Source organism: Streptomyces sp. NPDC006458 (assembly GCF_040612135.1).
GTDB lineage: Bacteria > Actinomycetota > Actinomycetes > Streptomycetales > Streptomycetaceae > Streptomyces.
On record NZ_JBEXPR010000019.1, the window covers coordinates 32,768 to 45,084 of the forward strand.

At 67.1% G+C, this 12,317-nt stretch carries 23 protein-coding genes; all 23 read right to left on the bottom strand.

Annotated elements, in window-relative coordinates; all coding sequences use genetic code 11:
- Window positions 1-32: 32 nt before the first annotated feature.
- A complete protein-coding gene (gene rplO / locus ABZZ79_RS24815; protein ID WP_003974249.1) occupies window positions 33-488 on the bottom strand; it encodes a 50S ribosomal protein L15 in 456 nt (151 codons plus the stop codon).
- 2 nt (window positions 489-490) lie between these two features.
- Window positions 491-673, bottom strand: a complete 183-nt coding sequence (gene rpmD / locus ABZZ79_RS24820) for a 50S ribosomal protein L30 (protein ID WP_003974250.1) — start codon at window positions 671-673, stop codon at window positions 491-493.
- Entirely contained in the window at window positions 673-1,278 is a 606-nt protein-coding gene (gene rpsE / locus ABZZ79_RS24825; RefSeq protein WP_009190144.1) for a 30S ribosomal protein S5, read from the bottom strand. Before rpsE ends, rpmD begins: the two co-directional genes overlap by 1 nt.
- Before the next feature lie 41 nt (window positions 1,279-1,319).
- Window positions 1,320-1,703: a 50S ribosomal protein L18 gene (rplR, locus tag ABZZ79_RS24830; protein ID WP_356692128.1), complete on the bottom strand. Its 384-nt coding sequence runs from the start codon at window positions 1,701-1,703 to the stop codon at window positions 1,320-1,322.
- A gap of 3 nt (window positions 1,704-1,706) precedes the next feature.
- Window positions 1,707-2,246, bottom strand: a complete 540-nt coding sequence (rplF, locus tag ABZZ79_RS24835) for a 50S ribosomal protein L6 (protein ID WP_356692130.1) — start codon at window positions 2,244-2,246, stop codon at window positions 1,707-1,709.
- Between the two features lie 24 nt (window positions 2,247-2,270).
- The gene (gene rpsH / locus ABZZ79_RS24840; RefSeq protein WP_004984520.1) at window positions 2,271-2,669 is read right to left on the bottom strand and encodes a 30S ribosomal protein S8; all 399 of its coding nucleotides are present in this window, start codon (window positions 2,667-2,669) and stop codon (window positions 2,271-2,273) included.
- 265 nt (window positions 2,670-2,934) lie between these two features.
- A complete protein-coding gene (locus tag ABZZ79_RS24845; RefSeq protein ID WP_003948630.1) occupies window positions 2,935-3,120 on the bottom strand; it encodes a type Z 30S ribosomal protein S14 in 186 nt (61 codons plus the stop codon).
- Window positions 3,121-3,125: 5 nt separating this feature from the next.
- On the bottom strand, window positions 3,126-3,683 hold the full coding sequence (gene rplE / locus ABZZ79_RS24850; RefSeq protein ID WP_158923772.1) for a 50S ribosomal protein L5: 558 nt from the start codon (window positions 3,681-3,683) through the stop codon (window positions 3,126-3,128).
- Window positions 3,683-4,006 carry a 50S ribosomal protein L24 gene (gene rplX, locus ABZZ79_RS24855; protein WP_356692133.1) on the bottom strand — a complete coding sequence of 108 codons (324 nt, stop codon included), beginning with the start codon at window positions 4,004-4,006 and terminating at the stop codon, window positions 3,683-3,685. The genes rplE and rplX overlap by 1 nt, the downstream gene beginning before the upstream one ends.
- Before the next feature lie 2 nt (window positions 4,007-4,008).
- Complete coding sequence (gene rplN, locus ABZZ79_RS24860) at window positions 4,009-4,377, bottom strand: 50S ribosomal protein L14 (protein ID WP_055718836.1); 369 nt, start codon at window positions 4,375-4,377, stop codon at window positions 4,009-4,011.
- A gap of 125 nt (window positions 4,378-4,502) precedes the next feature.
- On the bottom strand, window positions 4,503-4,787 hold the full coding sequence (gene rpsQ / locus ABZZ79_RS24865) for a 30S ribosomal protein S17 (protein ID WP_356692135.1): 285 nt from the start codon (window positions 4,785-4,787) through the stop codon (window positions 4,503-4,505).
- On the bottom strand, window positions 4,787-5,011 hold the full coding sequence (rpmC, locus tag ABZZ79_RS24870; RefSeq protein ID WP_189214790.1) for a 50S ribosomal protein L29: 225 nt from the start codon (window positions 5,009-5,011) through the stop codon (window positions 4,787-4,789). The genes rpsQ and rpmC overlap by 1 nt, the downstream gene beginning before the upstream one ends.
- Entirely contained in the window at window positions 5,011-5,430 is a 420-nt protein-coding gene (gene rplP, locus ABZZ79_RS24875; RefSeq protein ID WP_009190136.1) for a 50S ribosomal protein L16, read from the bottom strand. Before rplP ends, rpmC begins: the two co-directional genes overlap by 1 nt.
- Window positions 5,431-5,435: 5 nt before the next feature.
- Window positions 5,436-6,257, bottom strand: coding sequence for a 30S ribosomal protein S3 (gene rpsC / locus ABZZ79_RS24880; protein ID WP_356692138.1), 822 nt, complete (start codon window positions 6,255-6,257; stop codon window positions 5,436-5,438).
- The gene (rplV, locus tag ABZZ79_RS24885; RefSeq protein WP_356692140.1) at window positions 6,257-6,604 is read right to left on the bottom strand and encodes a 50S ribosomal protein L22; all 348 of its coding nucleotides are present in this window, start codon (window positions 6,602-6,604) and stop codon (window positions 6,257-6,259) included. Before rplV ends, rpsC begins: the two co-directional genes overlap by 1 nt.
- A 43-nt stretch (window positions 6,605-6,647) precedes the next feature.
- Complete coding sequence (gene rpsS, locus ABZZ79_RS24890) at window positions 6,648-6,929, bottom strand: 30S ribosomal protein S19 (RefSeq protein WP_356692142.1); 282 nt, start codon at window positions 6,927-6,929, stop codon at window positions 6,648-6,650.
- A gap of 12 nt (window positions 6,930-6,941) precedes the next feature.
- Window positions 6,942-7,778: a 50S ribosomal protein L2 gene (gene rplB / locus ABZZ79_RS24895; protein WP_356692144.1), complete on the bottom strand. Its 837-nt coding sequence runs from the start codon at window positions 7,776-7,778 to the stop codon at window positions 6,942-6,944.
- A gap of 40 nt (window positions 7,779-7,818) precedes the next feature.
- Window positions 7,819-8,238 (bottom strand): 50S ribosomal protein L23, encoded by a 420-nt coding sequence (gene rplW, locus ABZZ79_RS24900; protein ID WP_356692146.1) that lies wholly within the window; start codon window positions 8,236-8,238, stop codon window positions 7,819-7,821.
- Window positions 8,238-8,897 carry a 50S ribosomal protein L4 gene (rplD, locus tag ABZZ79_RS24905; RefSeq protein WP_356692148.1) on the bottom strand — a complete coding sequence of 220 codons (660 nt, stop codon included), beginning with the start codon at window positions 8,895-8,897 and terminating at the stop codon, window positions 8,238-8,240. Before rplD ends, rplW begins: the two co-directional genes overlap by 1 nt.
- Before the next feature lie 8 nt (window positions 8,898-8,905).
- Window positions 8,906-9,550, bottom strand: coding sequence for a 50S ribosomal protein L3 (gene rplC / locus ABZZ79_RS24910; protein WP_020135811.1), 645 nt, complete (start codon window positions 9,548-9,550; stop codon window positions 8,906-8,908).
- A 17-nt stretch (window positions 9,551-9,567) separates the two neighbouring features.
- Complete coding sequence (rpsJ, locus tag ABZZ79_RS24915; RefSeq protein WP_003948644.1) at window positions 9,568-9,876, bottom strand: 30S ribosomal protein S10; 309 nt, start codon at window positions 9,874-9,876, stop codon at window positions 9,568-9,570.
- A gap of 510 nt (window positions 9,877-10,386) precedes the next feature.
- Window positions 10,387-10,917: a hypothetical protein gene (locus tag ABZZ79_RS24920; protein WP_356692151.1), complete on the bottom strand. Its 531-nt coding sequence runs from the start codon at window positions 10,915-10,917 to the stop codon at window positions 10,387-10,389.
- A gap of 189 nt (window positions 10,918-11,106) precedes the next feature.
- Window positions 11,107-12,267, bottom strand: coding sequence for an acyltransferase (locus tag ABZZ79_RS24925; protein WP_356692153.1), 1,161 nt, complete (start codon window positions 12,265-12,267; stop codon window positions 11,107-11,109).
- Between the last annotated feature and the right edge of the window lie 50 nt (window positions 12,268-12,317).

Genomic DNA, 12,317 nt, shown 5'->3' on the forward strand with positions numbered 1-12,317 from the left:
GATCGCTCAAGTCATCGAGGCGCCTGACGGAATCAGACGAGCTCGGTGACGGTACCGCCGGCGGCGGTGATCTTCTCCTTGGCGGAGCCGGAGACGGCGTCGACCGTCACCTGCAGCGCCACGGAGATCTCGCCCTGGCCGAGGACCTTGACGAGGCTGTTCTTGCGCACGGCACCCTTGGCCACGAGACCCTCGACCGTGACCTCGCCACCCTCGGGGTAGAGCGCGGCCAGCTTGTCGAGGTTCACGACCTGGAACTCCGTCTTGAACGGGTTCTTGAAGCCCTTCAGCTTCGGTAGGCGCATGTGGAGCGGCATCTGGCCACCCTCGAAGCGCTCCGGAACCTGGTAACGGGCCTTGGTGCCCTTGGTACCACGACCGGCCGTCTTACCCTTCGACGCCTCACCACGACCGACACGGGTCTTGGCGGTCTTGGCGCCCGGGGCAGGACGGAGGTTGTGGATCTTGAGCGGGTTGTTCTCCGCCATGATCAGTCGACCTCCTCGACCGTCACGAGGTGGCGGACGGTGTGCACCATGCCGCGGAACTCGGGGCGGTCCTCCTTGACGACCTGCGTGTTGATGCCCTTGAGACCAAGGGACCGCAGAGTGTCACGGTGGTTCTGCTTGCTGCCGATGTACGACTTCACCTGCGTGATCTTGAGCTGCGCCATTACGCACCAGCCCCGGCACGCGCACGGAGAAGAGCCGCGGGGGCGACGTCCTCGAGCGGCAGACCACGGCGGGCCGCGATCTCCTCGGGACGCTGCAGGCCCTTCAGGGCCTCCACGGTCGCGTGCACGATGTTGATCGCGTTGTCGGAGCCGAGCGACTTCGACAGCACGTCGTGGATACCGGCGCACTCGAGCACGGCACGCACCGGACCACCGGCGATAACGCCGGTACCCGGGGACGCGGGCTTGAGCAGCACGACGCCGGCAGCCTTCTCACCCTGGATGGGGTGGGGGATGGTGCCCTGGATGCGGGGGACCTTGAAGAAGTGCTTCTTGGCCTCCTCAACGCCCTTGGCGATGGCGGCCGGCACCTCCTTGGCCTTGCCGTAACCGACACCCACGGTGCCGTCACCGTCGCCCACCACGACCAGCGCGGTGAAGCTGAAGCGACGACCACCCTTCACAACCTTGGCGACACGGTTGATCGCGACAACGCGCTCAACGTAAGCGGTCTTCTCGGCGGCAGCTGCGCCGCCGTCACGGCCCTTCCGGTCCCGCCGCTCGCCGCCACCGGCACCGCCACCGCGGCGCTGGGGTCCAGCCATTGGAATTACCTCTCTCTGTTTCCGCTAGCTACGGAAGCGGCTCAGAACTTGAGCCCGGCCTCGCGGGCGGCGTCCGCCAGGGCGGCGATGCGCCCGGCGTACTGGTTGCCACCACGGTCGAACACGACAGCCTCGACGCCGACGGCCTTGGCACGCTCGGCGACCAGGGCGCCGACCTGCTTGGCCTGCGCGGACTTGTCGCCCTCCGCCCCACGGATCGACGCGTCCAGGGTGGACGCCGACGCCACGGTGTGGCCCTTGAGGTCGTCGATCACCTGCGCCACGATGTGGCGGTTGGAGCGGGTCACGACCAGACGGGGACGCTCCTCCGTACCGTTGATCCGCTTGCGGATCCGCAGGTGGCGGCGCTTGATCGAGGCGCGCTTGTAGGCGTCGCCCTTCAGGATCTTCTGCCCGTATGCCATGGCTTACTTACCCGCCTTTCCGACCTTGCGGCGGATGACTTCGCCCTCGTACTTGACGCCCTTGGCCTTGTACGGGTCGGGCTTGCGCAGCTTGCGGATGTTGGCCGCTACCTCGCCGACCTTCTGCTTGTCGATGCCCTCGACCGAGAAACGGGTCGGAGCCTCGACCTTGAAGGAGATGCCCTCGGGGGCCTCGATGAGGATCGGGTGGCTGTAACCGAGCGCGAACTCGAGGTTCGAGCCCTTGGCGGTCACGCGGTAACCGACACCGCTGATCTCGAGCTTCTTCACGTAACCCTGGGTCACGCCGGTGATCATGTTCGCCACCAGCGTGCGGGAGAGGCCGTGCAGGGCCTTGCTCTGACGCTCGTCGTTGGGGCGGGACACCTGAAGGGTGCCGTCTTCGCCCTTGGCGATCTCGATCGGCGCCACGACGGTGTGGGTCAGTTCGCCCTTGGGGCCCTTGACCTTGACCGTACGGCCGTCGATGGTGACGTCCACGCCGGCGGGAACCGCGATGGGGAGCTTGCCGATACGCGACATAGCTGTTTCCTCCGTTCCCTTCTGCTACCAGACGTAGGCGAGGACTTCCCCACCCACGCCCTTCTTGCCGGCCTGCTTGTCGGTGAGGAGCCCGTGGGACGTGGAGATGATCGCCACGCCCAGGCCGCCGAGCACCTTCGGCAGGTTGGTGGACTTCGCGTAAACCCGGAGACCGGGCTTGGAGATCCGCTTGATGCCCGCGATGGAGCGCTCACGGTTGGGGCCGAACTTCAGCTCCAGGACGAGGTTCTTGCCGACCTCGGCGTCCTCGACCTTCCAGCCCGTGATGAAGCCCTCCTGCTGGAGGATCTCCGCGATGTGAGACTTGATCTTCGAGTGCGGCATAGCCACGGAGTCGTGGTAAGCCGAGTTCGCGTTACGCAGACGGGTCAGCATGTCTGCGATCGGATCAGTCATGGTCATGAATTGGCCTGTGGCCTTTCTCGCCGGGGTTTCCTATATGCGCCATCCCTCTCCCCATACCTGGACAGGACGGGTGCGGCGCGGGGACCTACGGCGTAGTAAGTCGTTCAGGGCGGCAGAGGCCCAACCCCCCTAGCCTAAGCCATGCGAGGAGGAGCCTCCGCCGTCCCGGTTGCTTACCGAGAGGTCCAGGAATCCCAATCCAACCAGTCGGCCCGAAGGTCCGCCCCTGAGAGGCGGTGGTCGGGCGACGGGTGGGCGGGGATTACCAGGAGCTCTTGGTCACGCCCGGCAGCTCGCCACGGTGAGCCATCTCACGAAGGCACACGCGGCACAGGCCGAACTTGCGGTACACGGAGTGCGGACGGCCGCAGCGCTGGCAGCGCGTGTAGCCACGCACCCCGAACTTGGGCTTGCGAGCAGCCTTAGCGATCAGAGCCTTCTTCGCCATCTCGCTCACGCCTCCTTGAAGGGGAAGCCGAGGTGACGAAGGAGCGCGCGGCCCTCAGCGTCGTTGGTCGCCGTGGTGACCACGGTGATGTCCATACCCCGGACGCGGTCGATCTTGTCCTGGTCGATCTCGTGGAACATGACCTGCTCCGTGAGACCGAAGGTGTAGTTGCCACGGCCGTCGAACTGCTTGGGGGACAGGCCGCGGAAGTCGCGGATGCGCGGCAGCGCGAGCGACAGGGTGCGGTCCAGGAACTCCCACATGCGGTCGCCACGGAGCGTGACGTGGGCACCGATCGGCTGGCCCTCACGCAGCTTGAACTGCGCGATGGACTTGCGGGCCTTGGTGACCTGAGGCTTCTGGCCGGTGATCGTGGTGAGGTCGCGGATGGCGCCCTCGATCAGCTTGGAGTCGCGGGCGGCGTCGCCCACACCCATGTTGACCACGATCTTGACGAGGCCGGGGATCTGCATGACGTTCTCGTACTTGAACTCGTCACGCAGCTTGCCCGCGATCTCCTCGCGGTACTTCGTCTTCAGACGCGGAGTGGTGGTGGTAGCCATCAGATGTCCTCACCCGTCCGCTTGGCAACGCGGATCTTGTTGCCCTCTTCGTCGAAGCGGTAGCCGACACGCGTGACGACCTTCTTGCCGTCCTTCTCCACGACCAGCTGGACGTTGGAGACGTGGATCGGCGCCTCGGTGGTCACGATGCCGCCGGCCTGGGAGCCCTTGGCGGTCGGACCGGCCTTCGTGTGCTTCTTGACCCGGTTGACACCCTCGACCAGGACACGCTCGTCGCGCGGGTAAGAGGCAATGACCTTGCCCTGCTTGCCCTTGTCCTTGCCGGTGATGACCTGGACCAGGTCGCCCTTCTTGATCTTCATGCTTACAGCACCTCCGGCGCGAGCGAGATGATCTTCATGAACTTCTTCTCGCGCAGCTCACGGCCGACCGGGCCGAAGATGCGGGTGCCGCGAGGGTCGCCGTCGTTCTTGAGAATGACGGCGGCGTTCTCGTCGAAGCGGATGTACGAGCCGTCCGGACGACGGCGCTCCTTGACGGTGCGCACGACGACAGCCTTGACGACGTCGCCCTTCTTCACGTTGCCACCGGGGATCGCGTCCTTGACGGTGGCGACGATGACGTCACCGATGCCCGCGTAGCGGCGACCGGAGCCACCGAGCACACGGATGCAAAGGATTTCCTTCGCACCAGTGTTGTCGGCGACACGCAGTCGCGACTCCTGCTGGATCACGTCTATCTCCTGATCGTCTGCCGGTTCCCCGGGGGCCACTCAGAAAGTGGCCCCCGGAGCCTGGCGGAACTGTCCTGCGGGGATGTCCGCAGGAATACCTTGCTTGAGGAATTCCCTCGCGGGAACTACTTGGCCTTCTCGAGGATCTCGACGACGCGCCAGCGCTTCGTCGCGGACAGCGGCCGGGTCTCCATGAGGAGGACACGGTCGCCGACGCCCGCGGCGTTCTGCTCGTCGTGCGCCTTGAGCTTGTTGGTACGGCGGATGACCTTGCCGTACAGCGCGTGCTTGACGCGGTCCTCGACAGCGACGACGACGGTCTTGTCCATCTTGTCGCTGACGACGAGACCCTCACGGGTCTTGCGGTAGCCGCGCGCCTCGGTGTTCTCAGTCACGTTCTTCTCGCTCATCAGGCGTTCTCCACCGTTTCGATGCCCAGCTCACGCTCGCGCATCAGGGTGTAGATCCGCGCGATGTCCTTGCGGACCGCCTTCAGACGGCCATGGTTCTCGAGCTGACCCGTGGCCGCCTGGAAGCGGAGGTTGAACAGCTCTTCCTTGGCCTCGCGGAGCTTCTCCAGAAGCTCCTCGTTGCCCAGCTCGCGCAGCTCGGACGCCTTGGTACCGGCCGACATCACGCTTCACCTGCCTCGCGCTTGACGATCCGGCACTTCATCGGCAGCTTGTGGGCCGCACGAGTCAGCGCCTCACGGGCGATCTTCTCGTTGGGGTACGACAGCTCGAACATCACACGTCCGGGCTTGACGTTGGCGATCCACCACTCCGGGGAACCCTTACCGGAACCCATGCGGGTCTCGGCCGGCTTCTTGGTGAGGGGACGGTCGGGGTAGATGTTGATCCAGACCTTGCCGCCACGCTTGATGTGGCGGGTCATCGCGATACGAGCCGCCTCGATCTGGCGGTTCGTCACGTAGGCCGGGGTCAGCGCCTGGATGCCGTACTCGCCGAACGCAACCTGCGTTCCACCCTTGGACATACCGTTGCGCTTCGGGTGGTGCTGCTTGCGGTGCTTGACCCTACGGGGGATCAGCATGACGGTCAGGCCTCCGTTCCGGTGCTCTCAGCAGCCGGAGCGGCAGCGGCCTCGGCCTGGGGGGCCTCGGCAGCAGGAGCCTGCTGCGGCTTGCGACCGCGTCGCTCGCCACCACGGCCACCACGGGCCGGGCGGTCGGCGCCACCGCGGGCCGGGCGGTTACCCGCACGGGCGGCAGCGTTCTCGGCGCGGACCTCGGCGATGTTCTTGACATCGCCCTTGTAGATCCAGACCTTCACACCGATACGGCCGAAGGTCGTCTTGGCCTCGAAGAAGCCGTAGTCCACGTTCGCGCGGAGCGTGTGCAGGGGCACACGGCCCTCGCGGTAGAACTCCGAGCGGGACATCTCGGCGCCGCCGAGGCGGCCACCGCACTGGATCTTGATGCCCTTGGCGCCCGCCTTCATGGCCGACTGCATGCTCTTACGCATGGCGCGGCGGAAGGAGACACGGGAGGACAGCTGCTCGGCGACGGCCTGAGCAACCAGCTGAGCGTCCGTCTCGGGGTTCTTGACCTCGAGGATGTTCAGCTGGACCTGCTTGCCCGTCAGCTTCTCCAGCTGACCGCGGATCTTGTCGGCCTCCGCACCGCGGCGGCCGATGACGATGCCGGGACGCGCGGTGTGGATGTCCACGCGGACACGGTCACGGGTGCGCTCGATCTCAACCTTCGAGATACCGGCGCGCTCCATGCCGGACGTCAGCATCCGACGGATGGCGACGTCTTCCTTGACGTAGTCCTTGTACAGCTTGTCGGCGTACCAACGCGACTTGAAGTCGGTCGTGACACCGAGCCGGAACCCATGCGGGTTTACCTTCTGGCCCATTACCGGGTTCCTTCCTTGCTGGCGACGACCACGGTGATGTGGCTGGTCCGCTTGCGGATCCGGTAGGCACGGCCCTGGGCGCGCGGCCGGAACCGCTTCAGGGTCGGGCCCTCGTCGACGTACGCCTCGGTGATGAACAGCGAGGAGGCGTCCGTGTGGTCGTAGTTGTGCGCGGCGTTGGCGATGGCGCTGTCGAGCACCTTGCCGACCGGCACGGAGGCTGCCTGCGGAGCGAATCGCAGAACAGCCTGGGCCTCCGTGGCGTCCATGCCACGGATGAGGTCCACCACGCGGCGGGCCTTCATGGGCGTGACGCGGATGTACCGCGCCTGGGCCCTGGCTTCCATGGTTGTCCCTTCAGTTACTTACGTGTCTGAGTGCGATCCGCTACTAGCGGCGCTTCGACTTGCGGTCGTCCTTGACGTGACCCCGGAAGGTGCGCGTCGGCGAGAACTCGCCGAGCTTGTGGCCGACCATCGACTCGGTGACGAACACCGGGATGTGGGTCTTGCCGTTGTGCACCGCGAGCGTGTGGCCGAGCATGGCCGGCACGATCATGGAGCGACGGGACCAGGTCTTGATGACGTTCTTGGTGCCGGCTTCGTTCTGGGCGTCCACCTTCTTGAGGAGGTGGTCGTCGACGAAGGGCCCCTTCTTGAGACTGCGCGGCATCTAAACCCGCTCCTAGCGCTTCTTGTTCGTCTTGCGGCGGCGGACGATGTACTTGTTCGACGCCTTCTTGGGCGAACGAGTACGGCCTTCCTTCTTGCCCCACGGGCTGACCGGGTGGCGACCACCGGAGGTCTTGCCCTCACCACCACCGTGCGGGTGGTCGACCGGGTTCATGACCACACCACGGACGGTCGGGCGAACGCCCAGCCACCGCTTACGGCCGGCCTTACCCCAGTTGATGTTGCTCTGCTCGGCGTTGCCGACCTCGCCGACGGTGGCGCGGCAGCGCACGTCGACCAGGCGGATCTCACCGGAGGGCATGCGCAGGTGGGCCATCGAGCCCTCCTTCGCGAGCAGCTGCACGGAGGCACCGGCGGAGCGGGCGAACTTCGCGCCGCCACCGGGACGAAGCTCCACGGAGTGGATCGTCGTACCGACCGGGATGTTGCGCAGCGCCAGGTTGTTACCGGGCTTGATGTCGGCCGTGGGGCCGTTCTCGATCCGGTCGCCCTGGTTCAGGCCCTTGGGGGCCAGGATGTAGCGCTTCTCGCCGTCCGCGTAGTGCAGGAGCGCGATGCGCGCGGTGCGGTTGGGGTCGTACTCGATGTGAGCGACCTTCGCCGGCACGCCGTCCTTGTCGTGACGACGGAAGTCGATCACACGGTAGGCGCGCTTGTGGCCACCACCCTGGTGGCGGACGGTCACGCGACCGGAGTTGTTACGGCCACCCTTGCTGTGCAGGGGGCGAACCAGCGACTTCTCCGGCGTGGACCGCGTGACCTCGACGAAGTCGGCGACGCTGGCGCCACGACGGCCCGGCGTAGTCGGCTTGTACTTGCGGATTCCCATTTCTCAGTCCTCGTCCGATATCGGACGATCCGGACCGCCCTCAGGCGGTCGGACCGCCGAAGATGTCGATACGGTCGCCCTCGGCGAGGGTCACGATCGCGCGCTTGGTGGCGGCGCGCTGACCGAAACCGGTCTTGGTGCGCTTCCGCTTGCCGATGCGGTTGATCGTGTTGACCCCGGTGACCTTGACCTCGAAGACCGCCTCGACGGCCTGCTTGATCTGGGTCTTGTTGGAGCGCGGGTCGACGATGAACGTGTACTTGTTCTCGTCCAGGAGCGCGTAGCTCTTCTCGGAGACCACCGGGCGGACCAGCACGTCACGGGGGTCCGTGTACGACTTGCTGACCGGGGTGACGACCGTGTTCTTGCCCTCGGCGGCGTGACGACGCGCCTTGGCGACGCGCGCGGCCTTGGCGGCCTTGGCGGCCTTGGAGGCGATGCTCGGGTGACGCGTAGCCATCAGGCGTCACTCCCTTCGGTGTCGTTGGCCTTGTTCGGGCCGGACACGAAGGACTCCAGAGCGGCCTGGGTGAAGACCACGTCGTCCGAGACGATCACGTCGTACGTGTTCAGCTGGCCCGGCTCCAGGATGTGGACCTGGGGCAGGTTGCGGGCGGACAGCCACGCGGCCTCGTCGGCGCGCTCGACGACCAGGAGCACGTTCTTGCGCTCCGAGATCTTGCCGAACAGCGCGCGAGCGGCCTTCGTGGAGGGGGTCTCGCCCTCGATCACGCCGGTGACGACGTGGATGCGGTTGTGGCGGGCCCGGTCGGTGAGGGCGTGGCGCAGGGCCGCGGCCTTCATCTTCTTCGGGGTCCGCTGCGAGTAGTCACGCGGCTGCGGGCCGTGGACGACGCCACCGCCGGCGAACTGCGGCGCGCGGGTCGAGCCCTGGCGCGCACGGCCGGTGCCCTTCTGACGGTAGGGCTTCCTACCGCCACCACGGACTTCACCGCGGGTCTTGGTCTTGTGCGTGCCCTGGCGGGCAGCCGCGTTCTGCGCGACGACGACCTGGTGGATCAGCGGGATGCTGATCTTCTCCACGCCGAAGAACTCCGCGGGGAGCTCGACGCTACCGGTCTTCTCGCCCGCGGGCGAAAGGATGTCAACAGTGCTCATCGGTTACCTCAGGCCCCCTTGGCCGCGGTGCGGACCAGGACGAGGCCGCCGTTCGGACCGGGAACCGCGCCCTTGATGAGCAGCAGACCCTTCTCCGCGTCAACGGCGTGGACGGTCAGGTTCTGGGTGGTGACCCGCTCGTTGCCCATGCGACCCGCCATGCGGAGGCCCTTGAACACGCGGCCCGGGGTGGCGCAGCCACCGATGGAACCGGGCGAGCGGTGCTTGCGCTGGGTGCCGTGTCCGGCGCCGAGGCCCTTGAAGTTGTGACGCTTCATGACACCGGCGAAGCCCTTGCCCTTGCTCTTGCCGGTCACGTCGACCTTGATGCCGGCCTCGAACACCTCGGCGGTGATCTCCTGGCCGAGGGTGTACTCGCTGGCGTCAGCGGTACGGATCTCGACGAGGTGGCGGCGGGGAGTGACGTCGGCCTTGGCGAAGTGGCCCTTGAGGGGCTTGTTCACCTTGCGCGGGTCGATCTCGCCGAAAGCGATCTGGACGGACTCGTAGCCGTCGACATCGTTCGTACGGACCTGGGTGACGACGTTGGGGCCGGCCTTGACGACGGTGACCGGAACAACACGGTTGTTCTCGTCCCACACCTGCGTCATGCCGAGCTTCTCGCCCAGGATGCCCTTGATCTGCTTAGCCATTCTCAGCTCACCGACCCTCAGAGCTTGATCTCGATGTCGACACCGGCCGGGAGGTCGAGTCGCATCAGAGAGTCAACGGTCTTGGGGGTGGGGTCGAGAATGTCGATCAGGCGCTTGTGCGTGCGCATCTCGAAGTGCTCGCGCGAGTCCTTGTACTTGTGCGGCGACTTGATGACGCAGTACACGTTCTTCTCAGTGGGCAGCGGCACCGGGCCCGCGACCGACGCACCAGTGCGGGTCACCGTCTCGACGATCTTCTTCGCCGAGGAGTCGATGACCTCGTGGTCGTAGGCCTTGAGCCGGATGCGGATCTTCTGTCCCGCCATGGCTACTCAGTAGTCCTTTGTCTCGTACGCTCCGGAACCCGGCATTCCTGGTCCCGCTCCTCCGACCCACGCGGTCGGGCGTGTCGCGCTCCCGCTGACAAAGATGTCCCTTGTTCGAACATCCCTGCGGGAATGCACACGGCCCTGCCGGAACCGCAAGCCGAGGGCGGAAGGCCCACCGGGCGCCTGGCCGGTGCCGCACAGCACTTCCCGAAAGATTCCCGTACGTCCGCCCCAGTGCTGCCGTCAGGCAGTTAGGGCGACGAGTACTGTGGGACTCGCTTCCGGTCCTCCCGGCGGGAGGCGCGCAGCATCAACACTCGACCGAGCAACTCCGACAGTCTGCCATACGGGGCACGTCGGACGCCAATCGAGCCGGAGAGAATACCCCTGGAGTGACGCAGGTCAAACCGGGGTCACGGGCGGTGGCGCGCCGTAATCCGGTGCCGGGCGAGGTCAGGGGAGCGCACCGCCGTGCGTCAGGGGTGCGGGTGGGGTCGTCGGACCAGCTCAGACGGGCTCCAGCCTCTCGTCCAGCAACTCGGTGAGGCGTTCGACGGCCCAGCCGTTCCAGTGGACGCCGGTGGGGAACCCGGGGACCCGGAAGGCGGGGAGGCCGGCGGGGAGTGCGTCCGGACGGAAGACCGTGTGCTTCATCCGGCCCGTGGACTTCTTGGGCTTGGCGGATCTCCTCGCGTCCACGCGGTCGACGACCGCCTCCACGGCGTAGAAGAGGTACCCGTCCTTCGCGGCCCCCTCGATCCCGACCGGTGTCAGCGTGCCGGCCTTCCGCGGGTCGTCGCCCAGCGCCTCGGCGAGCCGCGCGCTCAGCACGGGCACGCCCGGATACCCGGACGGGAACTCCGCCCGCGGCAGCCGGGGATCGCCGCCCCACCCGGCCGTCAGCGACGCGGGAGGCTCTCCCGCGGAGCCGCGGATCTGCCGGCGGATGACGCTGCTGAGCGACGGGCCGAACAGCAGCGTCCGGACGTCTCCGAAGCCGGGCAGCAGGCGGTACACGGACAACGGGTTCAGGGTCATCGGGCCGTCCGGTGGGCGGTGGGCGACGGAGGTTGCGGCGGCGGGCCCGGCTTCGACCCGGCTGCCGACGGCGACTCCCCGCGGAGCCCGGTCGCCAGGCCGACGGAGCCGCCGCGGCCCCGGCACCGCATCCTCGTCAGGGCCGCCCCGGCCGCGGCACTGCTGTGCGGGCTCGCCGCAGGTCCTGAGTCAGGTCCTGCCCGGCCTCAGCCGTGCGAACGAGGTGTCGAGCCCCCGCTTCATCGCCCGCGACACCGGCCGCTCCACGAACCGGTGGACCAGCCAGCTCAGCAGCAGGAAGCCCGCGGTGAGGGTGAGGACCAGCAGACGCGCGTCCATGGTGTCACGCAGACGGTTGATCAGCGTCGTACCGACGACGTAGTGCAGCAGGTACAGCGGGTACGTCAGACAGCCCGCGGTCGCGAGCCACCGCCACTGGAAGCGGTCCGCCCGGCCCAGGGCTATGGCGACCATGGCCAGCAGGAAGACGGTGTAGATGCCGACCGCGCCGCGCCAGCTGGAGACTCCCTCGTACACGACGCGCTCGGCCAGCTCGTGCTGGGCCATCAGCCAGCTCATGCCGAGGATGCCCCACAGCAGCAGGTCCTGGCCGAAGCGGTACATCAGATACAGGGCGAGGCCGGCGATGAAGTACCAGGCCCCGTCGGGCTGGGCGACGAGCGTCAGGAGCGGGAGTTTCGCGATGGGCGCCAGCATCGCGGCGGCGCCCCACACGCAGCAGAAGGCGACGACTCTGCGGTACGTCAGACCCATGGCGACGACGGCCAGGAACAGCAGATAGAAGCGCAGCTCCGACCAGAGCGTCCAGTAGACGGCGTCGACGTGCGGGACCCGCGAGCCGGTCTGGAGCATGGTCAGGTTCATCAGCACGTCACGGGCGGCGAGCCGGTCCCAGACGCCGGGGACGGCTATCAGCACCCCGGTGGTGAACAGGACGGCGAACCAGTACGCCGGGTAGAGGCGGATCACCCGCGAGACGAAGAACTGCCGGGGTGTGCGGCCCCAGCAGGACATGCAGATCACGAAGCCGCTGATCACGAAGAAGATCTCGACGCCGATCCAGCCGAAGGAGGCCACCCGGAACACCGTCGGCATGATGTCCTGCACCGGCCGGTCCCAGAACACGTTGCCCGGCTGGTTGGCCCGCTTGGTGCCCGCGAAGTGGTGCATCACCACCAGCAGGGCGGCGGCGAGCCGGATCCCGTCGACGAGATACAGCCGGGGGCGCCTACGGGCCGCGGCGGGGGCATCGGACGTGCGGGCCTTCGGGGTCTGCCTGAGCCGCTCGGCGACGGCGACACCGCTCATGGCTATCGACGGTCTGGGCACACCAGCACGCTACGGGGGCTCCTTCCGCGCCTTGCGGACACAAGCGGCCA